The following is a 24,862-nucleotide window of genomic DNA, read 5'->3' as shown; positions in this document are numbered from 1 at the left end:
GCGAGTCTGTGTCAACTCTTGCGGGTGTTTCAACTTCGCATAGTCGTTTTGAAAGTCACTTATCGAGCTAGCTGCTTTTCTGGGCATCACGCTTCGGTGGGGTCCGTCCTGTCAAGGATAATAATTTGCACAAACGGTTGTTTTCGAGCATCTCATTAGGTCTGCCCAACCGGCCTGGAATCCACAGGCGTTGAGTTTCTCAAAAACCACTATCCATACCGATGCTGCCAATCAGTAGATAGGCGATGAGTTTTGAGAAGGAGGCGGAATGAAGATCGGATAAGGTCAGCCCGTCCTGCGACGTGTCTTGCATAGGCTTCACGGCCCAAAGCAGTCTGCTGGTCAGGCGTGAGTTCGTGTAGTGTCCGCCGGATGTCGGATAGCCTTCGGAACACTGCTGCGATCTCTCGGCGCTTCTTTTGGGTTGCAAAAGTCGCGCGTTGAAGTGCCTCAGAACGATCAGAGGTTTTCAGTGAGACCCAGTATTCTTTACGTTTTAGTTTTGCCTGCATCGATTTGGGAACCTGCACACGCACGTACCAGCGATTGCCGCGAAGGAAGATTTTGGGTACGGACACACGTGGGTTCATCCCGTCACTGTAGCAGTCTATTGTAGCAAAGCAAGAACGTCAAAGCCATATTTTGCAGCATCATTCTGAAAAATATAGTTAATTTGGGTTGATGGCGGAGACGAAGGGATTCGAACCCTCGAGACAGTTTCCCGCCTACTCCCTTAGCAGGGGAGCGCCTTCGACCACTCGGCCACGTCTCCGTCGGCGGTTCTATGAGCTAACCCCTAGAGAAACAAGCGTTTTCTTCTGCAAATTTTGCAAAGCACGCAACTATTTGTTTTCATTGATTTTCGTGCACCCAGATTATCGGATTGGGGGCAGAAGGGACTGTGTTTCCGCTGATACGTACCGCTAAGGTGGTGGCATCCCTGCGCAATCTGCCACGTGGTACGGGGGGTGTTCGATCAATGGAGAAATTTCCCAGGCCAAAAAAATGGCTGCGGCAGTCATCCGACCAGTCCACGCTGCCATCGCATGGCTACTTTGCCAGCCCGCAAGACAATGCCGCCCGGGCCGCCAGCGCCATTTACTGCGATCATCACGCGATACGACGCAACTTGCCTGCAAACATGTTTGGTTTATTCGACTGATTGTGGGATATGCCGCGTACAGTATGAGACTAAGTGGTCAGAATAGGAATGCAGCGTGAAAGTTATCGTTATCGGGCTCGGGTACGTTGGTCTATCGAACGCCGTTCTGCTTGCGCAAAACAACACCGTGGTTGCCGTAGATCTGTCGGATGAAAGGGTCGGCATGGTCAATAGACGTGAAAGCCCGATCGAGGACACCGAACTGGAAGAATACCTGACAACGAAAGATCTTGATCTTGTTGCCACCACCGATCTGACTGACGCTATCGCCGATGCAGACTATGCCATCATTGCCACCCCTACCGACTATGACCCGATTGAGCACTACTTCGATACCTCCTCGGTCGAGGCAGTCGCCAAGACCGTGCTTGATGCGAACCCATCTGTCGTTGCCGTAATAAAGTCCACAATTCCGGTGGGGTTCGTCTCGCGCATGCGGGCCGAGCTTGGGACAGATCGTATCATGTTCTCACCAGAGTTTTTGCGCGAGGGTCGGGCGCTTTACGACAATTTGCACCCATCCCGTATTATCGTGGGAGATCGCGGAAACAGTGCCGAAGTCTTTGCGAACCTTCTGGTGCAGGGTGCGATATCGGATGCTCCGGCGGTATTGTTCACCGATCCCGATGAGGCCGAGGCCATCAAGCTTTTTGCGAACACCTATCTTGCAATGCGGGTCGCCTTCTTTAACGAGTTGGACAGCTACGCGATGGCCGGAAACATGGATCTCGCGCCAGATTATTGAAGGGGTCGGGCTCGATCCGCGCATAGGCACCCACTATAACAACCCCTCCTTCGGCTATGGCGGATACTGTCTGCCCAAGGACACAAAGCAGCTGTTAGCGAATTACTCGGAAGTACCGCAAAACCTGATCCGTGCCGTTGTTGATGCGAACCGGACGCGCAAGGATTTCTTGTCAGACCGGATTATTGCGGCTCAGCCGAAGGTCGTTGGCATCTATCGGTTGGTGATGAAAGCGGGGAGTGACAATTTCAGGCAATCCTCAATCCAGGGCATCATGAAACGAGTGAAAGCCAAAGGGCTGGAGGTCATCGTTTTTGAACCTGTGATGGAAGAAGATACATTCTTTGGTTCGCGCGTGATCCGTGATCTCGAAGCCTTTAAGCAAGAGGCGGACTTGATCGTCACCAATCGTGCGACACAGGAGTTGGATGATGTCAAAGACAAGGTTTTCACCCGCGACCTGTTTGGCGCAGACTAAGGAGAGCTTTTGATGCATACTGCTCTTGTCACCGGGGCGGCTGGTTTTATCGGTTCATTCGTGTGCCGCACGTTGCTGGAAGAAGGCTGGCGGGTGATCGGGCTGGATTGCCTGTCTGACTACTATGATGTCAGCCTGAAAGAACGACGCGAAGCGGGACTGATGGCCTATGATGACTATCGCTCGGTGCATGGAATGGTCGAAGACCCCGGTCTGTTGATGGCGCTGTTCACCGAGGAAAAACCCGATGTTGTCGTTCACCTCGCCGGGCAGGCGGGTGTGCGCTACTCCATTGAAAACCCAAGGGCCTATCTGGAAAGCAATATTGTGGGGACGTTTGAAATGTTGGAAGCGGCGCGCGCCTTTCCACCGCGACATATGCTGCTTGCGTCAACATCGTCGGCCTATGGTGCCAATGAAGACATGCCCTACACTGAAACAGATCGCGCCGATCACCAAATGTCGTTTTATGCCGCGACAAAGAAATCGATGGAAAGCATGGCCCACAGCTATGCTCATTTGTTTGATTTACCGATCACAATGTTTCGTTTCTTTACAGTCTACGGACCGTGGGGGCGACCTGACATGGCATTGTTTAAGTTTACAAAAGCCACCCTCGCCGGTGACCCCATCGACGTTTACAACAATGGCGACATGAAGCGCGATTTCACTTATGTCGAAGACTTGGTGCATGCGATCAGACTACTAATTGATGCGGTCCCTGTGCGGCCAGCAGGCGGTCAGGTCGATGAAGGCGACAGCCTGTCCCCCGTCGCGCCATTCCGCGTCGTCAACATTGGCAACAATGAAATGTTGCAGCTGACTGACTTCATCGCAGCGATCGAAAGTGCCCTTGGGAAAACCGCCATCCGGAACAATATGCCTATGCAGGCAGGGGATGTGCCCGCCACGTGGGCCAATGCTGATTTGCTAAATAAGCTCACGGGGTATGCACCCAAGACGTCGGTACAAGACGGGGTTGCAAGCTTTGTGCGGTGGTACCGACAGTACTACGATATCTGATGATGCGGATGGCGGCCAAGATCAAAGGCGGTCGTTTTCAGACGCTCTGTCTGATACTGGAATTGCCCGCGCCAACCCAATGCGTTGCACCCACTGCGTTTAATACCATGCGTTCACAATCTGAATGATTGTCCGAGGCCTTTGATTGCAAAATCTCACCAGATTGAACCTTCATGCCCTCGAAGAGCTTCTCACCAGCGCGGCCGTGGGCGGGTGTCCCCGAGTGGAAAGCTCCTGAACCAGATCACAGTGCCGCTGTCGGGGATGACCCAGATTCACGACATGTCGATCACCAAGAACTACGCCATTATTCTGGATCTTAGTGTTGTCTTTAGTGCTTGGGCGCTTTTGAAAACAACGCTTCCTATCAAGTGGGATGGCAAGAAAGATGCGCGGGTTGGAGTGATCCCTAAAGGCGGCAAAGCAGAAGACATCCGTTGGTTTGATGTTGCTCCGTGCTACGCCTACCACACGATGAACGCCTATGAGACCGAAGGCGGCGATGTCATTCTCGATGTCAGCCGCTACGAAAAGGCCAGTGCCAAGGATATGTATGGCCCACTGGGCGACACCGAACCGACAATTGAGCGATGGGTCCTTCCGATGTCAGGCTCCGCCAAAGAAGCGAAAGAAGAACGGATGTTTGCGCTTCCATTGGATTTCCCAAAAATCAGCGCAGCCGTCGAGGGACGCGCGTATCGCTATGGCTACACTGTCGAGGCTTCGCTTGATCCGTCATTTGATCGCGCTGTCAAACTCGATTTCGACACGGGCGAGGCGCAATACCAAGCCTTTGATGGCGGAATGTCGTCCGAGATGACCTTCGTGCCGCTTGGGCCGGGGGAAGACGAGGGTTGGCTCATGGGATTTGTTTTCCAAACCAAGTTGCAACGCTCACGTTTGGTGATATTGGATGCGGCGAATTTCGAAGAAGAACCAATTGCTAGCATCTGGATACCTGATCAATACGTTCCAATCGGCACGCACGGCGGTTGGCTCCCCGCACCCACCTGATCTTTGGACTTGAATTCCGCTAGCTGCCTGAGAAAACCGCTATACTCTCGATCAGTCGTCGATTGGGACACTTAAAAGCGCCTGACTGATGGAGGTGAGACCACCAATCCCATCGAGATGCGCATTCCATGCGCGTCTATGTGACATACATTCCATTGTTTTTTGGGGTCTTTCGATATCTCAATCCGTTCGAAGATCGTAGCGAAGACCATCTCCGGTGGTCAAAAACTGAGTGCCCTGTACTCCCACCAAGCGTTTGCCATCGACCAATTTAGGGGGGCCATCAAATGTCTGCAGAATTCATGCTGATCACGTTCCTCCTATTTTTGGCGGGCGCGATTGCTGTGCCGATTGCGTCCAGATTGGGTCTGGGGTCTGTGCTTGGTTACCTGATAGCGGGCATTGCTCTCGGTCCGGAGCTGCGGGGATGGTCCATTTGTTGTGGGCGAAACACGTGACATTCTGGGCAAACCCTGTGCGTTGCTACGGTTCGTTGAAGGCAGCGAGTTCGTCGCGGATCATGACTTCCTCTATGTTCGCGAGGATACACCAAACATGCTCTTCATGGGCGGCAAGCATGTGGATGGCACCGGGTTCTACTACCCTGAGAACCGACCCACTGTCGGCCTTCAGCAGCCATTGATCCGGGTGAACTGATGCGTCTGCGCTTGCCCTTCTGGTGGTACATCGCGCCAGCCTATCTCACGCTCTGGACGATCTGTTTCAGCCTTTGGAACTTTGTCGACGGCAACGGCATGATGATCGCTTTTGGCGTCGATACCGGTGGGGCAAGCGACTTCATCATGCTGAACTCTGCCGCGCGCTATATTGCGATTGGTGTGGCGATGATCTTGGGCATCTGGGTGTTCCGCACCTTTGCCTCGATCCTCACCGCGCTTGTGACCTGGCTTGTCATGGACCTGCTGGATCTGGTGGCAGGTCTTCAAACAGGCCTTATCACCGACGGTATCGGCGTCGCGCAGTCCTTCATCATGTTTCTGGGACCGAACCTCTTCGCCATCGCAACGCTGGTCATTCTGACCCGCAGGGCGAGACCGGCATGACCTCATCAGCAATAGATGACCCACAACATGAGGAAATGCCCAGAAGTCGGCAATTTATGTCGCTTGCTCCGACAGTACATCACACAACCTTCGGGCCGCTGGCGAAGGGAGGTTGTCACGCATCACTGTTCGAAGCGCGATACCTCCGAATGTCATTTCGGGGCATACTCTTACCAAGCGCCCCGTTTCCAAATCTTCCGCGACGGACAGTTCGGTAACAAGAACACATCCAAGGCCTTGTTTGGCAAAGGCGATGGCCGCCTCACGATTGGCGACCATCATGAGTTTATAGGGATGAAGTGTAATGGGACTGCTTAACCCATCCCTATACCCGGCGACAGAACCCGAACCCCCGGGGCCAACCATAAACGTAGAGTCGACAGCAAATTCCAAAGCGCTCTCGGTCTCACGGATATCCGGGACTTCCCGTGCGACAACCACAAGGTCCAACCAGCCAAACAACGCCTCATCCCTCGCGCTGTCGGAGGGTCGTTTTGGCGCGTAGTTGGTTCGTATGGCGATGTCGAACACGCTGTTGTCGAGATCCACCATGTGATCATTCGCATCGATGGCCAATTCAACTTCAGGATAAATCGCGCTGTAGGTAGACATGCGCTTTGGCAGCCAATGAAGGGCCAGTTCTGCCGGGAGCGTTACGCCCACAGTTCCGGTCAGCACTTGCTCGTCATCTGAATGAGACAGCGCCGATTGCGCCGCTTCTATCATCCGGCTTGCGTCGCGATAGACCTGTTCACCCGCATTGGTGAGTTCCATGCTTCGGGTTGAGCGCACAGCCAGAGTAACGTTGAGCTCATCTTCGAGCTCCGACAAGGCGGCCGATAAGACGGGCACCGAGAGACCAAGGCGTTGTGCCGCCCCACGGATGGACCCTGCCTGCGCGATCGCTTCAAAATAGGCAAGACGGCGGAGAGTTTGATGGGCAACGGTTCTTATCATTGTTCTTAATATCAGAATAGTGAATTTTATTATTCTGCACTACCGCAAGATTTATCACGGTGCAATCGTCCGAACCATTATCCTATTGGAGTTGGAGAAACCCTGATGAATACCACGATTTCACGACGTCGCTTTATTGCCACCACGGGCGTTGGCTCTGTCAGTGCTGCCGCGGCCATGGCTGGCGCATCAACCACGGCCAGCGCGCAAACCACCCGTCAACCCATTGAGCATGCAACACTGATCTCAATTCAGAAGGCTGCAGGCGCCACGCACACATTTGTCACCAACAATGATGGGCGCGTCACAATCCAGGTGATCGAAGGGCCAACGGGATCAATCCTGGTGGATTCCGGCGATGACCAAAAATACGCGGCCGAAGCACGCGCGTTTGCCGAAGCCCTTGGCAAACCTATTGACGCCGTCATGCTGAGCCATGATCACCCCGATCACACCAGCGGTATTCCATCTTATGCGGGTCTGCCGATCTTCACCAGCTCAGGCATTCTTGCAAACATCACAAATGGACCATTCGACAAACCGAGCAACCTCGCAGAAGTTCAGGCTTTTGACGACGCTGAAGCCAGTTTCGGCGGCCTCAATCTGCGCATTCACAACTACAAAAACGCCGAAGCGTTGGAACAGATCGTGATCGAATTCCCGGAGTTGGGCACTGCCGTTTTGCAGGACCTTGTCTACAACAACGCCTATTTCTTCCCCGGTATGGATCGTCCTGGCTGGATCAATGTCCTCGGTGATCTCCAGAGCAAGCTCGAAGTTGAATCGCTTTTGGTCGGCCATGGCTATCCAAGCTCACAAGGCGAGCTGACTGCTGCCATCGACTACTTGAGCGAATACAGTGAAATGGTCGCACAATCCGCTGGCCCGGAAGAACTCGTTGTGAAGATGAAAGAGCGTTGGCCCGATCGTATGGCGCAGGGCATTCTGGAGCTGCAGGGGTTCGCATTCCGATAATGGCCCCATTTTTGATTGGACTTCGATATGACGCATTCATGGAGACACACAGCGGCGATCCTTTTGGCGGCGTCCTGGCTGCCGACGCATGGACTGGCACAGGATTGCGGGTCTGCTGATGATCCGTGCACCGTGACCGGCGGCAGCTATCACATGGTGCTGCCGGAGACGGAGACCCCGACAGGTATTGTGATACATCTGCATGGCGGTGGCGGGACTGGCAAAGGTCAGATGAACTCCGGCCTCGCGGGTGAAGCCATCGCGCGAGGCTATGTCTTTGTCGCGCCAAACCCAAACGGTGAACATCCCGAAAACCGCTGGTCCAAAGACTGGTCCGTCAGGGCCGATAACATGAGCTTTGAACGCGATGACATCGCATTCCTAACTGATGTGCTTATTGACGCCCGGCAGCGGAGCGGCGCTTCAGAGGGCCCAGTGCTGCTGGCCGGGTTCTCGCGCGGAGGGTCAATGGTCTGGAACGTTGCGTGCTATCAGCCAGACTTTGGCACGGCATATGCGCCACTGGCCGGAGCATTTTGGGATACATTGCCGTCAGAGTGTGGGGCACCTGTGCGTCTTTTTTACACCCATGGCTGGGCGGACCGAAAGGTACCACTGGAGGGGCGTTCCTTTTCGGACGGCGCAGTCGTGCAAGGCGATGTCTGGGCGTCCCTCAAGGTCTTGCGTGAAACCAACGGATGCCCGCCGTTCACATTGAAACTGTAGTCAGGAAACAGCCTTTCGCCGGATTTACGAGTTTCGACAAAATCAAGTAAACCAAGCTCAATCAGCTTGCTGTGTAAGGGTACTTTACGCTTATCCGTACAGTTCTACGAGTTCCATCCTCGCAAGTTGGAAGTGGCCAACGAAAATAGAAGACCCCGTGCCGAGATATGGAAAGGTAGGATGATAACATCATTGGGTGTGTCTCCCTTTGTGTCACACCCGACAGCAAAAGAACTAACCCATTGATTTAGAAAGAAATGGAGGCGAGTACCGGAATCGAACCGGTCTACACGGATTTGCAATCCGCTGCATAACCTACCTGCCCACTCGCCTCTTGACATTGTCACCTAAGGATGACGCCAGATAAGGTCAAGCGTTTATCATATTGGGTCTATATCACATCGGCAATAACTGCGCGCCAACATTCCAAACTGCGTTTCCTTTCCCCGACCTTCACGATAACCTCATCACCAGCAGTGATCGGGTCGGCCGATAACGCGTTGATGTGGAAGACCTAGATGCCGCGCTCAGTTCTCTTTGTCACAGGTACCCGGGCCGACTTTGGCAAGTTGGAACCTTTGGCGATAGCAACGCGCAACGCCAGCTTCGAAGTGTCGTTTTTCACCACCGGAATGCATATGCTGGAACGCTACGGCCTGACCAAGCTGGAGGTCCATCGCACCCCGGGTGTGCAGGTACATGAGTTTCTCAATCAGCGCATTGGTGATCCACAGGACATGGTTCTGGCCAAGACGGTCACGGGTTTTTCTGACTTCGTAAAGGAATTCGCCCCCGACCTGGTTGTTATCCATGGTGACAGGGTCGAAGCATTGGCTTGCGCGCTTGTCTGCGCCACCAACTATATCCGCTGTGCCCATATCGAGGGCGGAGAGGTCTCCGGCACCATTGATGAGATTTACCGCCATTGTAACAGCAAACTGGCCAGCCAGCATTTTGTATCCTCTGACGATGCCGCCCGCCGTGTCATGGCCCTGGGTGAGCCCGCAGCGAACATCCACACCATCGGCTCGCCCGAGTTGGACTTTCATGCTAGCCCTTCAGGCGTGACCTTTGCACAAGTGCAGGCCCGCTATGATCTGCTTAAGGCAGAGGACTATGGCATCTGCGTCTTTCATCCCGTTACATCAGAAGCGGATACGATGGGTACGCAAGCCGATGCGTTGTTTGGTGCGTTGGCGCAGTCAGGCCGCAACTTCGTTGTCATCGCACCGAATAACGACCCCGGATCAGCGGCTATTTTCGATGCGATCGCGCAGATGCCTCAGGAGAGATTTCGCGCGCTCCCTTCGATGCGGTTCGCCCATTTCTCAGAACTGATGAAAAATGCGAAAGCCATGATTGGCAACTCATCGGCGGGTGTACGCGAGGCGCCCTTTCTTGGTCTGCCCTCGCTGGATATTGGCACGCGCCAGACCAATCGCGCCAAATCGCCATCAGTTTTTTCGCAGACGCCGCCGATACCGATAAGATTGCGCAGTTCCTCAAAACACAGTGGGGCAAGCCATATCCGCGTCATGACGCCTTTGGCGGCGGCAGCGCGTCAGAGCGGTTTGTCGCAATTTTGAATGACCCTGCGTTCTGGGAGATTTCCCTGCAAAAGACCTTTCATGACTTCCCCGGCTGACATGCGACGCGGACTCGCTTTGCGCAGCTATTTGGCAGCCACCCACCTGATACCGCTTGTCGCCAAACCCATCCTCACACGGCGCCAAAAGCGCGGCAAAGAGCATGCCAAGCGTTGGCGCGAGAAACTGGGGCTCGACTTGGCGCCCCGGCCAAGCGGTCCACTGATCTGGTTGCATGCCGTGGGGTTGGGCGAAGTGTTGTCCTTACGCGGATTGATCGAACGGCTAAGGGTGGCTCGCCCTGATCTGTCCTTCTTGGTCACATCAAGTACGTCGGCTTCTGCAACTGTCTTTGCCAAGAACGCCCCTGCTCGCACGATCCACCAGTTCCTGCCGTTGGACGCACCGGCCTATCGCAAACGGTTTCTTGACCACTTTGCACCCGACCTGTGCATCTGGGTCGAACAGGATCTGTGGCCCGGCATGGTCAGTGATTTGGCAGCCCGTGGCATACCGCAGTGCATGGTGGGGGCGCGCATGAACGCCAGATCGTTTCGCTCACACCAAAGGGCGGCTTCGCTTTATCGCGACATCTATGGCGCGATGACGATTATAACCGCTCAGGATCAGGCCACTGCCGATCATCTGAGTGCTTTGGGATCAAATGCCGAAGTCGGTGGGTCGCTCAAACCCGCTGCACCTGAGCTACAAATCGATCGGGATATGCTGGAGACTGTCCGCCAACATCTGGCGGAACGGTTTGTCTGGACAGTCGCCCCGGCACATACCGAGGATATAGCGATCGCCCGCGCGGCACACGATCAACTGCGCCAGACTGATCCAGATGCCCTTTTGATCATTGCTCCACGATTTCCTGACCACCCGTTGGGTGTTTCTGGCCCCAGGCGTAGCGCCGGTGAAATGCCTAGGCAGACTGATCCTGTTTGGGTATTCGATACCTTCGGTGAAATGGGGCTGGTTTACCGGCTTGTCCGCGCCGCGTTAATTGGCGGCACCTTCAGTGACATTGAAGGGCACAACCCCTGGGAGGCTGCCGCCTTGAATTGCGCCATCATGCATGGACCACGGACTGCGAATTTCGCTACCGACTATGCGCGCCTCACCGATGCTTCCGCGGCGATACCTATCCAGACCGCTGACGATATCGTTGCCGCACTCACATCGCCGAACCGCGAGGCGACAATCGAAAATGCAGCCCGCGTCCTCACAACGGCCAGTGCGCAGGTCGACACCCTGGCACAACGTCTTTTGCAGGTTTTAGAGGCATCGAATGGCAGATAGTTTTCCTGGGCTCAAACTGCGCGTCGCCTTGTTTTTCTACAACATCCTAATGTGGCTGCTGTTGCCGGTGATCCTGCTATATCTGCGCCGCCGCGGTCGTAAAGATCCGCTTTATGCGCAACATCTGTCAGAACGGTTCGGGCGCTACAGCAAATCATTGCAGCGTCCGGTATGGATTCACGCCGTCTCGCTGGGCGAGATGCGCTCAGCTACGCCGTTGGTCCGCGCACTGCTGGCGCAGGGTGAAACAGTCCTGACCACGCATTTCACACCTGCTGGCAGGCGCGAGGCCGAACGCGAGTTTGCTGCAGAGATTGCTGCTGGCACCGTGCAAACGATCTGGGTTCCTTTGGAGTACGGCTTTGCCTATCGCCGTTTCCTCAGTCATTTCGCCCCGAGATACGGGCTTGTGATGGAGATCGAGGTTTGGCCGCGTATGATCATGGCATGTCGCAAGAACGGCACGCCATTGTTCATGTGCAACGCACAGTATCCGGCCAAAAGCTTTGAGAAGGATCAAAACGGCCTGGGTCTGCGCGCAAAACTTGTCACGGGGTTTGCTGGCGGATTTGTGAAATCGGATGGGCAAAGTGCGCGGTTCGCTGCCGTTGGGATGCCAAACATCCATGTCACAGGCGAGTTACGCTTTGATCAACCCATTCCAGAGCATCATCTTGAGGCGGCCGCGGCTTGCCGTGAGGCGCTAACCCAAGGCAGGCCCAGCTTTACGCTGACCAGCGTGGTTGAGGGCGAAGATACGCTTTACATCCAGATGATCCGCCAAACCAAGGACATTTTCTTCACCTACGTACCACGCGCCCCGGAGCGGTTTGACGAAGTGGCGGAGATGCTTGACGCCGCTGGATTGAAATATGCGCGCCGCACCAAGATACTGGATGAAAACCTGTCTTTGATCCCTCCAACACCGCAGATTGACGTGCTTTTGGGCGACAGTATGGGCGAGATGTATTTCTACCTGGGACTTTGCGATCGTGCGATTGTGGGCGGTGGGTTTGTGACCAAAGGCGCACACAACGTGATCGAACCATTGGCGTTGAAAAAACCCGTCATTGTCGGCCCGCATATCTGGACCATCGAATACCCGGCAACAGAGGCGATAGCCGCTGGCGTTTGTGAAATGGTGCCGGACGAAGCTGCTTTGCTGGCTGAAGTGAATGCACCCACCCCTGTCACCGACGCCCAGATCACGGCCTTCTACCAAGATCACGCTGGTGGTGTGTCGCGCACATGCGCCGCCATTCCAAAGGCGCTCAAAGGCTAACCTCCGATATCCTCTGGTCCAACAGCCGTGGCTTTGATGATCGCATAGATCTGCTTGCCAACCGCCAGTTCCATGCGTTGCGCGCTGCGACGTGTGACCCGCGCGAGCAGATGATCGTCCCCAGCCTGCAAACCCACTGCTACGCCGGGACCACGTCCATATTCAATCTTGGTGATCGTGACCGGCAGGACGTTCAGCGCGCTGACGCCTGTGGGGGCGTCGTTGGCAAGGATCACATCCTGTGCAGGAATGCGGATGCGGATGGTCTGGCCCAAAACACCCAAGATTCCCGGCAACATCAACCGCCCACCCGAGAACGCCAATTCGGTCAGCCCGTCATCCAGCAAACGCCCCGCGACCTTTGTTGTGATCACCGCCCCTGCCGCACGCACGCCAAGAAGTGGTACCGCCTGAGGCTGCGACAGAACCTCGCCCACGGGGCCAGATGTGCTCACCCGCCCACCTTCGATCACAACCAATGTCGTCGCCAAGCGCGCCACTTCGGACACATCATGGCTGACATAAATCATTGGAACCTGCACCTCATCGCGCAACCGCTCAATGAAGGGTAAAATCTCAGCCTTGCGTGGCGCATCTAGGGCGGCCAATGGCTCGTCCATCAACAAAAGCTGGGGATTGCACATCAGCGCGCGGCCAAGGGCCACCCGCTGACGTTCGCCACCAGAAAGCTTTGCTGGCATGCGGTCCAGAAGCTGTGCCAGCCCAAGCACATCGATCACACGCTCTGCGTCATGGCTGCCACCGTAGCCAAGGTTGCGCATGACGGTCATGTGCGGAAACAGGCGCGCATCCTGAAAAACATAGCCAATGCGACGCTTCTGCGGTGGAAGGTCAGTCCTTGTCTCTGGATCAAAAAGCACGGCATCGCCAACCGCAATACGTCCGGCATCCGGGCGTAAAAGACCCGCAACCGCGTTCACCAAAGATGTCTTGCCAGACCCAGACCGCCCAAAGATAGCCGTCACACCCCGTGGCGCCTCAAACTGCACATCGAGCTGAAAATCACCCAGCCGTTTCTTGATATCAACTTTGATCATTTGCCGCCCAGCCTTTTGGACATGCGGCGTGCAAGCCATTCCGACATCAACAGCGCGCCCATCGCAAGGATCACCGAGACGATGACAAGACCCACTATTGCGGGTTCACTGCCAGGGACTTGTAGCAGGCCATAGATTGCGGTGGGGATGGTCTGTGTCTGGCCCGGAATTGCCGCCACAAAGGTAATCGTTGCGCCGAACTCGCCCAGCGCCTTGGCAAAACCCAAGATCGCACCAGCCAGAACGCCCGGCACCACCAAGGGCAACGTCACCGTACGCCATATCCGCCAGCGTGAGGCACCCAATGTGGCAGCGGCGTCCTCCAGACCTGGGTCAACCGCCTCGAACCCCAACCGGATCGCCCGCACCATCAAAGGGAATGCCATGATGGCTGCAGCCAGTGCCGCACCGGTCCAACGGAAGGCAAACGTAATCCCGAAGGTCTGATAAAGAAAACCACCAAGCGGCCCTTGCTGTCCGAAAAGAACAAGGAGCAGATAGCCTGTCACGACCGGCGGCATCACCAATGGCAAATGCACCAACCCGTTCAGCAATTGGCGCCCGGGGAACGTCTTGCGGGCAAGCACATAGGCGATCCAAACAGCAATTGGCAGAGCAGCTAAAGTCGCCACGCAAGCAACCCGCAATGACAGCAGAATTGCGGTCCATTCTGCCGGTCCCAACGCCTCTATCATTGTGCATTGCCCAGTGGCGGCAGGAAACCCGACGCCGCAAGAAAACTCTGTCCCTCGCCGCTTACCAGATACGCCAAAACTGCCTTCGCTGCATCATCCGCTCCATCGGTCAAAGCCCCGGTGTATCGGATTGGCGGGTGGCTTTCGCCGGGAAACACCGCAACTGTTGTGACCGCATCGCTGATCCCTGTATCGGTCTGGTAAACAACCCCCAATGGTGTCTGACCGCGCGCCACAAGTGCCAAGGCAGCACGCACGTTGTCGACCTCGGCCAATTTGTTTTTGGCGGTCGCCCAAAGCCCCAGATGCTGAAGGGCCGCCTTTGTATAAATACCTGCTGGCACCGCCTCTGTCAGCCCGACCGCCAACCGCCCCTCACCAAGCGCTGCACCCAAAGCATCTGACGTCAATGCAATGGGAGCCGCCCCCTGCGGCCCAACCAAAACAAGCCGATTGCTGGCGAAGTCTGCAGCAGTCTTGGGTTGCACATGCCCACCTTCAACCAGCACGTCCATCCAAGCGGTATTGGCCAGCAGGATAATATCCGCAGGTGCACCAAGCGTGACCTGACGCGCCAGCGTACCACTCCCACCATAAGAGACCACAACGTTGTCAAACCGGGCCGCAATCTGATCGAGTGGCTCTTTCAGACTGGCCGCCGCAAAGATCAAAACCTCTGCCCGCGCCACTGGCGCGGCCAGTGTGCAGATAAGACCCAAAAGAAGCGCGCGCAAAGTCATGACGCGACTATCAGCGCGTTTTCAAAGCCTTGCAAGGGTCAGCGCCAAGGCGCGCGGCGGGCCGCCAATTGCGCGACGTTGGCGCGTAGGCTGTCGCCGATTGCCCCGGGACGCGGGGTGTCGCGCAGGGTAGCGATCCAATGAGGCTCTGGGTGATATTGACGAAACGGACCGGTCCAAGTGAGCGCGCCCAGCACATCCTGTGCGGCTGCTGGCAGCACCTCAGGCACTTCAAGATCATTGAGTGTCGCCCAGACACCTGTCCAAAGTCTGCCGACGGACCAGGGATTGTAGCCACCACCGCCCAACACCAGATAGCGGGGTGCAAGTGGTTTGAGCGCTGCGACGACTGCCCAATGTACGTTGTTTGACAAAGTCAGCCGGGATTGCGGGTCTTCGGTCACGGCATCGGCCCCGCATTGCAGAACAATGGCATCCGGGCGGAAATCTGTGATCAACGGCAAGATCAGCTCATTCAGGATCAAGGTCATTTCGGTGTCATTCAAACTTGCAGCAACGGGTAGGTTAAAGACCTGCCCCTTGCCCCGATCACCAATCTTGCCGGTCCGGGGCCAGCGGTTTTCCTCGTGCACCGATATCTGCAGGGTGTCTGGGTCATCGCGAAAAGCATGCTCTACCCCATCCGGATGATGGGCGTCGATATCCACATAAGCAATCCGTTGCGCACCATTTCTGCGCAAGGACTGGATCCCCAGAACCGGATCATTGAGATAGCAGAACCCGTTTGCACGGTCGGGCAACCCATGATGGGTGCCCCCCGCAGGCGAATAAATGACCCCGCCCCGTTTGAGCAATTCACCCGCCAGAAGCGACGCGCCAGCAGACGTGGCCGGACGGCGATACATCTCTTTGAAAACCGGATTGGACGGGGTGCCCAGACCGTGCCGCGCGCGCACATCCTCTGCGACCTGCTGCGCGGCTTCTGCGGCTTGCAGCGCGGTAAGATATGCTGGCGTGTGATAACCCGTCAGCGCAGAGGGTTTGGCGCGTGGACTGGTGATGAACTGTTCTTTCGGCAACCAGCCCAAACTGCGCGCAAGGTCCATCACGGTAGATACGCGTGGCACCCGCAGCGGATGCCATGCGCCATAACTTGAGTGCCGATAAATCTCAGACCCGATAAATCGCGGTTGCGGGGTTGCCTGTGGATCAGATGCCTGCCTATCGTCTGCCATGGATACGGATGTAATGCTTTTTGCGGCGGAGAACATGGCGAAATCAGTCGCAAAACAGCTTCCTTTGAAACTGCGCACCGGACGCAAGACAGATGTACGCGCACAGTTTGCCGCACTATGCTGGCGTGTGAAGAATGACAAGCTGCAGGTATGCCTGATCACCAGCCGGACCCGGCAACGCTGGATCATTCCCAAAGGCTGGCCGATGCATAAGCAAACCCCGGCGAATGCGGCCGCGACGGAAGCTTATGAAGAGGCTTACTTAAGTGGGGAAGCGGTGGACTTCTGCCTTGGCGTCTATAGCTATCACAAACCTCAGAAGGTCGGAAACGCGCCAATCATCACGATGGTCTACCCGGTCCGCGTCACCCATGTGCACAGCAAATGGCCCGAGAAAAAGGAGCGGCGGCGCAAGTGGATGTCACCCGACAAAGCGGCCAAGAAACTGTCAGAACCCGAGTTGAAGCGCATCGTTGCAGCGTTCAAACCACATAAAATCCTGCGCTAGCAATTGCTTGCAGCGTCGGGCAAAAGGCCTATTTATCTTACAAGCTTAACAGACAGGCACATATGATCCGTTTCCACCTCAAATGCGACCAGAACCACGAATTCGAAAGTTGGTTCCAGTCTGGCGATGCTTTTGACAAGCTTGTTGCGGCAGGCATGGTCAGTTGTACGTTGTGTGGTTCGACCCAGATTAGCAAGTCAATCATGGCGCCCGCTGTCAGCACATCTTCGGAAATCACAGCACCCAAACCTGCCGAAAAGGCGATTGCGGAACTGCGCGACAAAGTCGAAGCAAACTCCGACTATGTTGGTAATGGCTTTGCCAAGGAAGCACGCGATATGCATGAGGGCACCGTGCCCGAACGACCCATTTATGGCGAGGCGAACCTCAAAGAGGCCAAAAAACTGGTTGATGACGGCATCCCTGTCGTCCCCCTGCCCTTTATGCCACGTAAGAAAGCCAACTGACTTTAGACCAGGGAACGCAAATGACTATCGTGATCACGGGGGCCAATCGCGGGATCGGCCGGGCATTGTTCGATAACTACAGCCAGCAAGGCAAGAGTGTTATCGGGACACACCGCGCAGCAGATACCGGAGTGCTGCGCCAGCTAGAGGTTACGGATCCCGCATCGCAGGCCGCCTTTGCAAAGGGTTTGAACGAAACGCCCGTCGATCTGCTGATCTGCAATGCGGGCATCTACCCCGACAAATACAGATCCCTGGCCGATGGATACCCGGCCGGAATGTGGGCGCAGGGGTTTGCGACCAACGTGACGGGAGTGTTCCTCAGCATTCAACATTTGTTGTCGAATCTGCAACTTAGCGAGGCAGGCAAGATCGCGATTATCTCATCGCAAATGGCATCCCATACCCGGGCACCCGGTGGCAGCTATATCTACCGCGCCAGCAAAGCCGCTGCACTGAACCTTGGGCGCAATCTCGCCACTGACCTCAAACCGCACGGCATTGCCGTGGGCATCTATCATCCGGGCTGGGTCAAGACCGATATGGGGACGCAAAGCGCTGAGATCAGCGTGGATCAGAGTGCGACGGGCTTGATGGACCGCTTCGCCGCCCTTGATCTGGCGACGACAGGTTGTTTTGAAACATGGGACGGTCAGGCGCACGCGTACTAACCGATTGCCCTTCGTGGCAACGGGCATTAAAGCAAGCGCTGATCAAAGTGACGTTTTTGAAAGACAGCCCATGCCAACGCTCGTGATGAAGTTCGGCGGTACATCCGTAGCCAACCTTGACCGGATTGCCCGCGCCGCCAAACGTGTCGCCGTTGAGGTTGCAAATGGCTACGACGTGATTGTGATTGTCTCGGCCATGTCGGGCAAAACCAACGAATTGGTCGGCTGGGTCAATGACACATCGCAGTTTTACGATGCGCGTGAATATGATGCGATCGTTTCGTCCGGTGAAAACGTCACCGCCGGGCTGATGGCACTGCGGTTACAGGAGATGGATATCCCGGCGCGCAGTTGGCAAGGCTGGCAGGTGCCGGTCATGACCACGTCGACCCATTCCAGCGCCCGGATTGAGGACATCCCGACCGAAAATATCAACGCTAAGTTCGGCGAGGGTATGAAGGTCGCGGTTGTTGCGGGCTTCCAGGGTCTCAGCCCCGAAGGCCGGATTACAACACTGGGACGCGGCGGCTCCGATACCACTGCGGTTGCCTTTGCCGCAGCTTTCGGGGCAGAGCGTTGCGATATCTACACCGATGTGGATGGCGTCTATACAACCGACCCACGCATCGCAAATAAGGCCCGCAAGCTCGATAAGATTGCGTTTGAGGAAATGCTGGAACTTGCGTCACTCGGTGCCAAAGTCCTGCAAACCCGTTCGGTCGAATTGGCCATGCGTTACAAGGTGCGCCTGCGGGTGCTGTCATCATTCGAAGAACCATCTGACAGCGCCGGAACGCTGGTCTGCGATGAGGAGGAAATCATGGAATCCAATGTTGTGGTAAGCGTGGCCTATTCCCGTGACGAAGCGAAAATGACCCTGATCTCGGTCGCTGACCGCCCCGGGATTGCAGCGGCGATCTTTGGCCCGCTCTCTGATGCGGGCGTGAACGTCGATATGATTGTGCAGAATATCTCGGAAGAAGGGCGGACAGACATGACGTTCTCTTGCCCGACCGATCAGGTGAAACGCGCGGAAAAGGCGATGCAGGCCGCCAAGGATAGCGGCGAGATCAATTACCATGATCTCGTCGCCGACGAAGGCGTTGCCAAGGTCAGCGTTGTCGGTATCGGGATGCGCAGCCACACGGGCGTCGCGGCCACGATGTTCCGTGTGCTATCTGCTGAAGGTGTAAACATTAAGGTCATTACAACCTCAGAGATAAAAATTTCGGTACTCATTGATAGAAAATACATGGAACTTGCGGTTCAGGCCCTGCATGATGCCTTTGAATTGGAAAAAGCAGGCTGACCTTTAGACTTGGTCACCTGTGGGGGCGGGAGATCTATGCCACATCGGCTTGAAACCGAAAGTCGCAAGTTACTCGGGCGCCTGCGCGAGGCACTTGCCGCCGACAACGAAGGTCAGGCCCGGCTGGATGCCGTCGTCGATCTGATTGCAGACTCGATGGGCACGGAAGTGTGTTCAATCTATCTTTTCCGCGATGCCGAGACGCTTGAGTTATGCGCAACCAAGGGCCTGCAGGCCGAGGCCGTTCACCAAACCCGCATGCGGCTGGGAGAAGGTCTGGTTGGACGCACCGCCAAAACCCGCAGTGTTGTAAATACCGCCGATGCCCCTGCATCAAAGGGGTTCCGCTACATGCCGGAAACCGGCGAAGAACGGTTTTCGTCTTTTTGTGGTGTCCCGATTCAACGGCTGGGCGAGGTGTTGGGTGTTTTGGTTGTGCAATCCAAAGATGCCCGCGAATACACCACCGATGAGGTTTATGCGCTGGAAATCGTGGCGATGGTGATCGCCGAAATGACAGAACTTGGCGCGTTTGTTGGCGAAGGTGCGGCCCTTTCAGCCCGCCATCAACAACCGGTGTTGCTGCGCGGCTCGATTGCGCAAGAAGGCGCGACCGAAGGGTTGGTCTATCTGCATGAACCCCGTGTGGTCATCACAAACCCAATATCGGATGACCCGGAAACCGAAAGTGCCCGCCTGCATGAGGCAATCGAACAGTTGCGCGCAGGGGTCGATGATATGCTGGTTGGTGCCAATACGGCAGACAACGACCAAAAACAGGTGCTTGAAGCCTATCGGATGTTTGCCAACTCAAGCAGTTGGCTAAGGCGCATGCAGGAAGACGTGCAAAACGGATTGTCCGCTGAGGCCGCGGTTGAAAAGGAACAGTCATTGGCGCGCGCGCGTATGTCCAGAGCGACTGACGCCTATTTGCGCGAGCGTTTGCACGATCTTGATGATTTGTCCAATAAGCTGCTGCGTCTTTTGACGGGCCAAGGCGCCGATGCCCGCGCTGATATGCCTGACAACCCGATCCTTGTTGCACGCAATATCGGACCAGGTGAGTTGCTGGAATACGGCAAGAAGATCAAGGGCATCGTATTGGAAGAGGGTTCGGTCGGCAGTCACGCGACAATTGTTGCACGTGCCTGGGCGATCCCGTTGATTATCAACGCCAAAGGCGTGACACGCGAAGCCTTGAATGGTGACCCGATCCTTGTCGACGGCGAACAGGGGATCGCGCATTTGCGCCCCGATGAAACCGTCCATGCCGCATTCCGTGACAAGATCGAGATGCAGACACGCGCGCAGGAACGCTATGCCTCAATCCGCGATCTGCCAGCGGAAACCAAATGCGGTGAGGTGATTTCATTGCAGATGAACGCGGGGCTGATTGCAGATCTGCCTTCGCTGGAAGGCTCCGGTGCCGAGGGCGTGGGCCTCTTTCGTACCGAGTTGCAGTTCCTGATCCGCAACCAGATGCCCCGCCGCGCAGAGCTTTCCGCGCTCTATTCGCGCGTCCTGAACGCCGCTGGGGGCAAACGCGTGGCTTTCCGTACCCTTGATATCGGGTCAGACAAGGTGCTGACCTATATGAAGCCCAACGATGAGCCTAACCCGGCGATGGGCTGGCGCGCGATCCGTGTTGGTCTCGACAAACCCGGCGTGCTGCGCATGCAGCTTCAGGCGCTGCTGCGTGCCGCCAATGGGCAGCCTTTGGCGGTGATGTTCCCCTTCATTACTCAAATCAGCGAGTTCCGCGCCGCGCGCGCGGAAATGGACAAAGCCATCGCACGCGAAACTAAACTGGGGCATGCATTGCCAGTAAGTTTGGAGGTCGGCGCGATGCTGGAGACTCCATCGCTGGCCTATGCCCCGGACGCTTTCTTTGAAGAAGTCGACTTTGTCTCGGTTGGCGGCAACGACCTGAAGCAGTTTTTCTTTGCCGCAGATCGCGAAAATGAGCGTGTGCGCAAGCGCTACGACACACTGGACTGCAGCTTTCTGTCATTCCTTAGTCATGTGATCAAGCGCTGCGAAACATCCGGGACACCGCTGTCGTTTTGCGGCGAAGATGCCGGTCGCCCTGTCGAAGCGCTTTGTCTGGCGGCCCTTGGTGTGCGCACGCTCTCGATGCGCCCTGCCTCAGTCGGGCCTGTCAAACACTTGTTGCGGCGTGTCGATCTGAACGAAGTGCGCAAGGTAATGGATGACGCAATTGCCGATGGCAATCAATCGGTGCGCCGCGCGGTTGCAGACTGGCTGGTCTATCAGGTCTGAGGCAGTTTGCCTGCTGCCAAGACGGCATGAAAGTGATCAGTGACGGCCGCATCACCATAGGTTCGCGCCAGTTTGCGCAAACCAAAGTGCACATGCGCCATGGAAACATAATAGTTCACAAAGGCATAGTTTGTTCCCGCACCGGCAGCTGCACCCAAAATCGGCACAGCTTGCGTCGCAAGCTTCTGCGAAAGGACGGCTGCAAAGCGTGGCGCCACCTTACTGATCAACCCGTTCACTGCTGCGCCAGAAATGCTGAGCCGCGCACCGATGAAGGCCGTATCTACGCCATCGTCGTCCGTGCTAGGGCCGCCTGCGCCAAAAACCGCAAGACATTCCATCTTGGTCTCTTCAGCGTGCGGGTCTTCACCATATTCGACAGCGACGTGATGCACCGCGCGGAAGATAACTGTGGTTGCAACGGGCAACTCGGCCAATGCAGTCGGCAAGCCGCCCACACCTCCAATTGCGCCTGATAGCGTGCCCAAAATCTTGTGAATGCGATCTGATCCAATTGTTTCGCCGCGCCCCGTGCGCGATTTGCTGGCGACATCAAAGCTCTGACGCAAGGCCACGCGCGCCAGATCATCAATCTGGTCGCGGGCTGAGGCAGGTAACAGTTTCAGCCCATCCTCCACTTGGCCGCCCACAAAGTTGATCGCAGACATCAGAACACCATTCGCTTTGCGTTGGCGCGCTGCAAGTTCGGCGATCTCAGCTTTAGCGGCCTCGGTCAGTGGCCTGGGCGGGTCGGCCGGGTTGATCTCTTTCATCGTGGTGTTTTGGTCATCCATGCCCCTCCAGATGGGGTACACATGCTGTGATTTCAATCACCTACGGAGGTAACTGCGCCACTGACGTTATCCCAAGCGTCTTCAATCAGGGCGACACCAAGCACACGATCAGGGTTCGTGGGGGGCGGCATTATCACCCCGGGCAAACGTTCAAACCCAAAACGGCTGTAGTAAGGTGCGTCACCCACAAGCATCAACCGCTTCCAGCCCAGATCCCGCGCATCACCCAAACAGCGCTGCATCAACAACGCCGCAACGCCTTCACCCTGACGGGTTGGATGCACCGCAATCGGCCCCAACAGCACCGTTTTTTGCCCACCGGCCAGCACCGGCCAATTGCGTACAGCGCCCGCCAGAATGCCATCTGCATCGCGTGCCGTCAGGCAAAGCGGCCCAATGGGATCAACCCCTTCGCGCAAGCGATAGGACGACAACGCAGAGCGGCCCGGCGCAAAGCAAAGGTCATAGAGCGCCTCAACCTCCCACCAATCTTCGGGCGTTTCAGTGGCCAATGTCAGTGCCGTCTGCTGCATCGTGTCTTTCATCTGGCCAAGGGTCGCGTGCCAAGCTAACCCTAGGATACGCAAACGAAAAGGCACTGCGATGTTCTACGAGCCCAAAAACGGCCACGGCCTGCCGCATAACCCGCTTAATGCCGTCGTGACGCCACGCCCCATCGGTTGGATCGCCACACGCGGAACAGACGGCCAGGACAATCTCGCGCCCTATTCGTTCTTCAATGCGGTCGCTTACGTGCCGCCACAGGTCATGTTTGCCTCAACCAGTGCCAAACCAGACCGGGATGGGACAAAAGATTCCGTGGCCAACATTCGCGACACCGGGGTATTTGCGGTCAATATCGTGGAATATACGGCGCGCGATATCATGAACCAGACTTCTGGTCCTTGGGGGCGGGAAACGGATGAATTCGCGCTTGCCGGGGTCGGGAAAACAGAATGCGAGACGATCAACTGCCCGCGCGTGTTGAACGCGCCAGCGACTTTGGAATGTAAACTGACGCAGATCATCCAACTGCCCGGAGAGGCAAATTTCGCCGTCTTTGGCGAAGTCACCGGTGTGCATCTGCGCGACAACTGTCTTGTTGACGGCAAATTCGACGTGACCACCTTCAACCCGCTCACCCGGTTGGGGTATCGCGACTATTCCGTCATCCGCGAAGTCTTTAGCCTGCAACGCCCCGACGATTAGTGACCGCCAATGATGCCTGTCCGGACGCTGTAATCAACCGCCAGTTCGTAGTCAGGATCGTCGTCACTATCGACCATTAAATGCCCTGCTTTTGACAGCAATTGGTGGCAATCGCGGCTGAGGTGGCGCAGCTGAATCTGCTTGCCCGCATCGATGTATTTCTGAGCCAAGGCTTCGATGGCCTGCAACGCCGACTGATCCGCGACCCGGCTATTGGCAAAATCGACAATGACCACATCCGGATCGGAGGTAATGTCAAAGATTTCCATGAATCCGTCAGCCGAGCCAAAGAACAGCGGCCCTTGGATTTCATACACCTGTGCTCCGGCCTCTGTGCGGCTTTCACGCTTGATCGCGTGAATGCGTGTGGCGTTGCTCCAAGCATAGGCAAGGGCGGAAACGATAACGCCAACGACAACGGCGGTTGCCAGATCGGTGGCCACGGTCACGATAGTCACAAGGATGGTCACGAAGGCATCGGTGCGCGGGACCTTGCGTAGGATGCGCAATGAATTCCAGGCGAATGTGCCGATCACGACCATGAACATCACGCCCACCAGTGCAGCGAGCGGGATCTGCTCAATCAGGCTGCTCGCAAACAAGATGAACGCCAACAGGAACAATGCGGCTGCAATACCCGCAATCCGCGTCCGCCCACCAGACTTCACGTTGATCATCGACTGCCCAATCATCGCGCAGCCGCCCATGCCGCCAAAGAAACCGGTGACGGTGTTGGCCGCCCCTTGCGCGAGGCATTCTTGGCTCGCACCGCCACGCTTGCCGGTCATTTCACCAACAAGGTTCAGCGTCAGCAAGCTCTCGATCAGACCAATCGCGGCAAGGATCAGCGCGAAGGGCAGAATGATCTCGAACGTTTCCCAATTCAGCGGGACCATGGGAATGTGGAATGGCGGCAAACCACCTTCGATGCTGGCCAGATCACCGACAAGTGGCACTTCGAGACCAAATCCAATGACAATTGCTGCGACAATACCAATGCCCGCCAACGGCGCTGGCACAGCATTCGTCACCTTGGGCATCACCCAGATGATCGCCATCGTCAAAGCCACAAGACCAAGCATCAGGTAAAGCGGCGCACCATGCAACCATTCGCCGTTGGCCATGCCATGCCCAGCGCTTTCCGCCGAACCGGGCACCTGAAATTGCCCCAACTGCGCAAGGAAAATCACAATCGCGAGCCCATTCACAAAGCCCAGCATGACCGGATGCGGCACAAGACGGATAAACTTGCCCCAGCGCATGATGCCAACGAAAATCTGGATCAGCCCCATCAGCACCACGGTTGCAAACAGGTATTCAACGCCATGAACAGCAACCAGGCTGACCATGACCACGGCCAGCGCACCGGTTGCCCCAGAAATCATGCCCGGACGCCCCCCAAAGACGGCGGTAATCAAACCGACGATAAAGGCCGCGTAGAGGCCGACCAAGGGTTCCACCCCTGCAACAAAGGCAAAAGCCACCGCTTCCGGCACCAAAGCCAAGGCCACCGTCAAACCTGACAATACCTCGATCCGCAACTGACCGGGGGTGAGCGGGGCATCGGGATCACGAAGTGAAAGATTGTCAGCGAAACTCGCCAAGAGTGCGCGGGCCATGG

Annotated in this window: 24 protein-coding genes, 2 tRNA genes and 1 pseudogene; 16 read left to right on the top strand and 11 right to left on the bottom strand. The window is 56.2% G+C overall.

The genetic code is table 11. The features are described from left to right. Positions 1–209 precede the first annotated feature (209 nt). Complete coding sequence (locus tag QTO30_RS22155; RefSeq protein WP_445327166.1) at positions 210–590, bottom strand: DUF6538 domain-containing protein; 381 nt, start codon at positions 588–590, stop codon at positions 210–212. Positions 591–682: 92 nt separating this feature from the next. Then, positions 683–772: transfer RNA gene (locus QTO30_RS19415), tRNA-Ser, on the bottom strand. A 445-nt stretch (positions 773–1,217) separates the two neighbouring features. Here QTO30_RS19415 and QTO30_RS19410 point away from each other — a divergent pair. From QTO30_RS19410 to QTO30_RS19390, 5 genes and pseudogenes are all read left to right on the top strand, one after another. After that, positions 1,218–2,385 (top strand): annotated as a pseudogene (locus tag QTO30_RS19410) (nucleotide sugar dehydrogenase). A gap of 12 nt (positions 2,386–2,397) precedes the next feature. Then, entirely contained in the window at positions 2,398–3,408 is a 1,011-nt protein-coding gene (locus QTO30_RS19405; RefSeq protein WP_340425677.1) for an NAD-dependent epimerase/dehydratase family protein, read from the top strand. A gap of 213 nt (positions 3,409–3,621) precedes the next feature. Continuing rightward, the gene (locus tag QTO30_RS19400) at positions 3,622–4,422 is read left to right on the top strand and encodes a carotenoid oxygenase family protein (RefSeq protein WP_340425676.1); all 801 of its coding nucleotides are present in this window, start codon (positions 3,622–3,624) and stop codon (positions 4,420–4,422) included. Positions 4,423–4,863: 441 nt separating this feature from the next. Then, positions 4,864–5,079: a hypothetical protein gene (locus tag QTO30_RS19395; protein WP_340425674.1), complete on the top strand. Its 216-nt coding sequence runs from the start codon at positions 4,864–4,866 to the stop codon at positions 5,077–5,079. Beyond that, positions 5,079–5,486 carry a hypothetical protein gene (locus tag QTO30_RS19390; protein WP_340425673.1) on the top strand — a complete coding sequence of 136 codons (408 nt, stop codon included), beginning with the start codon at positions 5,079–5,081 and terminating at the stop codon, positions 5,484–5,486. The genes QTO30_RS19395 and QTO30_RS19390 overlap by 1 nt, the downstream gene beginning before the upstream one ends. 54 nt (positions 5,487–5,540) lie before the next feature. Here the strand turns inward: QTO30_RS19390 and QTO30_RS19385 are convergent, their stop codons facing one another. Beyond that, complete coding sequence (locus tag QTO30_RS19385; protein WP_340425672.1) at positions 5,541–6,443, bottom strand: LysR family transcriptional regulator; 903 nt, start codon at positions 6,441–6,443, stop codon at positions 5,541–5,543. Positions 6,444–6,548: 105 nt separating this feature from the next. On the opposite strand from QTO30_RS19385, the gene QTO30_RS19380 reads away from it, so the two are divergent. Both QTO30_RS19380 and QTO30_RS19375 read left to right on the top strand, forming a co-directional pair. Further along, positions 6,549–7,418 (top strand): MBL fold metallo-hydrolase, encoded by an 870-nt coding sequence (locus tag QTO30_RS19380; RefSeq protein ID WP_340425671.1) that lies wholly within the window; start codon positions 6,549–6,551, stop codon positions 7,416–7,418. A gap of 27 nt (positions 7,419–7,445) precedes the next feature. Continuing rightward, on the top strand, positions 7,446–8,144 hold the full coding sequence (locus QTO30_RS19375; protein WP_340425669.1) for an alpha/beta hydrolase family esterase: 699 nt from the start codon (positions 7,446–7,448) through the stop codon (positions 8,142–8,144). 258 nt (positions 8,145–8,402) lie between these two features. Here the strand turns inward: QTO30_RS19375 and QTO30_RS19370 are convergent. Continuing rightward, positions 8,403–8,476, bottom strand: a tRNA-Cys gene (locus QTO30_RS19370). A 186-nt stretch (positions 8,477–8,662) separates the two neighbouring features. Here QTO30_RS19370 and neuC point away from each other — a divergent pair. Genes neuC through QTO30_RS19355 form a run of 3 tightly spaced genes read left to right on the top strand, consistent with a single transcriptional unit; the run spans position 8,663 to position 12,314 of the window. Then, entirely contained in the window at positions 8,663–9,730 is a 1,068-nt protein-coding gene (gene neuC, locus QTO30_RS19365; RefSeq protein WP_340425668.1) for a UDP-N-acetylglucosamine 2-epimerase, read from the top strand. Positions 9,731–9,772: 42 nt separating this feature from the next. Next, complete coding sequence (locus QTO30_RS19360; RefSeq protein WP_340425667.1) at positions 9,773–11,032, top strand: 3-deoxy-D-manno-octulosonic acid transferase; 1,260 nt, start codon at positions 9,773–9,775, stop codon at positions 11,030–11,032. Continuing rightward, positions 11,022–12,314 carry a 3-deoxy-D-manno-octulosonic acid transferase gene (locus tag QTO30_RS19355; RefSeq protein ID WP_340425666.1) on the top strand — a complete coding sequence of 431 codons (1,293 nt, stop codon included), beginning with the start codon at positions 11,022–11,024 and terminating at the stop codon, positions 12,312–12,314. Before QTO30_RS19360 ends, QTO30_RS19355 begins: the two co-directional genes overlap by 11 nt. Here QTO30_RS19355 and modC read toward each other — a convergent pair. From modC to QTO30_RS19335, 4 genes are read right to left on the bottom strand one after another with little or no spacing between them, the layout of a single operon-like run. Continuing rightward, entirely contained in the window at positions 12,311–13,372 is a 1,062-nt protein-coding gene (gene modC, locus QTO30_RS19350; RefSeq protein ID WP_340425665.1) for a molybdenum ABC transporter ATP-binding protein, read from the bottom strand. The two genes, QTO30_RS19355 and modC, sit on opposite strands and share 4 nt — an antisense overlap. Next, positions 13,369–14,067 carry a molybdate ABC transporter permease subunit gene (gene modB / locus QTO30_RS19345; RefSeq protein WP_340425664.1) on the bottom strand — a complete coding sequence of 233 codons (699 nt, stop codon included), beginning with the start codon at positions 14,065–14,067 and terminating at the stop codon, positions 13,369–13,371. Before modB ends, modC begins: the two co-directional genes overlap by 4 nt. Further along, positions 14,064–14,807 carry a molybdate ABC transporter substrate-binding protein gene (gene modA, locus QTO30_RS19340; protein WP_340425663.1) on the bottom strand — a complete coding sequence of 248 codons (744 nt, stop codon included), beginning with the start codon at positions 14,805–14,807 and terminating at the stop codon, positions 14,064–14,066. The genes modB and modA overlap by 4 nt, the downstream gene beginning before the upstream one ends. 38 nt (positions 14,808–14,845) lie before the next feature. After that, entirely contained in the window at positions 14,846–16,003 is a 1,158-nt protein-coding gene (locus QTO30_RS19335) for an acetoin utilization protein AcuC (RefSeq protein WP_340425662.1), read from the bottom strand. Between the two features lie 34 nt (positions 16,004–16,037). Here QTO30_RS19335 and QTO30_RS19330 point away from each other — a divergent pair, with 34 nt between their 5' ends. From QTO30_RS19330 to ptsP, 5 genes are all read left to right on the top strand, one after another. Next, the gene (locus QTO30_RS19330; protein ID WP_340425980.1) at positions 16,038–16,511 is read left to right on the top strand and encodes an NUDIX hydrolase; all 474 of its coding nucleotides are present in this window, start codon (positions 16,038–16,040) and stop codon (positions 16,509–16,511) included. A gap of 62 nt (positions 16,512–16,573) precedes the next feature. Continuing rightward, positions 16,574–16,978, top strand: coding sequence for a DUF1178 family protein (locus QTO30_RS19325; protein WP_340425661.1), 405 nt, complete (start codon positions 16,574–16,576; stop codon positions 16,976–16,978). A 20-nt stretch (positions 16,979–16,998) separates the two neighbouring features. Next, positions 16,999–17,649, top strand: a complete 651-nt coding sequence (locus QTO30_RS19320; RefSeq protein WP_340425660.1) for an SDR family NAD(P)-dependent oxidoreductase — start codon at positions 16,999–17,001, stop codon at positions 17,647–17,649. Positions 17,650–17,719: 70 nt separating this feature from the next. Further along, positions 17,720–18,958, top strand: a complete 1,239-nt coding sequence (locus tag QTO30_RS19315) for an aspartate kinase (RefSeq protein ID WP_340425659.1) — start codon at positions 17,720–17,722, stop codon at positions 18,956–18,958. Positions 18,959–18,994: 36 nt separating this feature from the next. Continuing rightward, positions 18,995–21,238, top strand: a complete 2,244-nt coding sequence (gene ptsP, locus QTO30_RS19310) for a phosphoenolpyruvate--protein phosphotransferase (protein ID WP_340425658.1) — start codon at positions 18,995–18,997, stop codon at positions 21,236–21,238. Here the strand turns inward: ptsP and QTO30_RS19305 are convergent. Both QTO30_RS19305 and QTO30_RS19300 read right to left on the bottom strand, forming a co-directional pair. Beyond that, positions 21,229–22,032: an EcsC family protein gene (locus QTO30_RS19305; RefSeq protein ID WP_340425657.1), complete on the bottom strand. Its 804-nt coding sequence runs from the start codon at positions 22,030–22,032 to the stop codon at positions 21,229–21,231. The genes ptsP and QTO30_RS19305 overlap by 10 nt on opposite strands. A 32-nt stretch (positions 22,033–22,064) precedes the next feature. After that, positions 22,065–22,565, bottom strand: a complete 501-nt coding sequence (locus QTO30_RS19300; RefSeq protein ID WP_340425656.1) for a GNAT family N-acetyltransferase — start codon at positions 22,563–22,565, stop codon at positions 22,065–22,067. A 70-nt stretch (positions 22,566–22,635) separates the two neighbouring features. Between QTO30_RS19300 and QTO30_RS19295 the strand changes: the two genes are divergently transcribed. Continuing rightward, the gene (locus QTO30_RS19295) at positions 22,636–23,241 is read left to right on the top strand and encodes a flavin reductase family protein (RefSeq protein WP_340425655.1); all 606 of its coding nucleotides are present in this window, start codon (positions 22,636–22,638) and stop codon (positions 23,239–23,241) included. On the opposite strand, the gene QTO30_RS19290 is transcribed toward QTO30_RS19295, so the two are convergent. Then, positions 23,238–24,860 carry a SulP family inorganic anion transporter gene (locus QTO30_RS19290; protein WP_340425654.1) on the bottom strand — a complete coding sequence of 541 codons (1,623 nt, stop codon included), beginning with the start codon at positions 24,858–24,860 and terminating at the stop codon, positions 23,238–23,240. The two genes, QTO30_RS19295 and QTO30_RS19290, sit on opposite strands and share 4 nt — an antisense overlap. Positions 24,861–24,862: the final 2 nt, after the last annotated feature.

It is taken from the genome of Yoonia sp. GPGPB17 (assembly GCF_037892195.1).
Classification (GTDB): Bacteria; Pseudomonadota; Alphaproteobacteria; order Rhodobacterales; family Rhodobacteraceae; genus Yoonia.
Note: the sequence above shows the minus strand (reverse complement) of the source record. Positions and strands in the feature narration are given on the sequence as shown.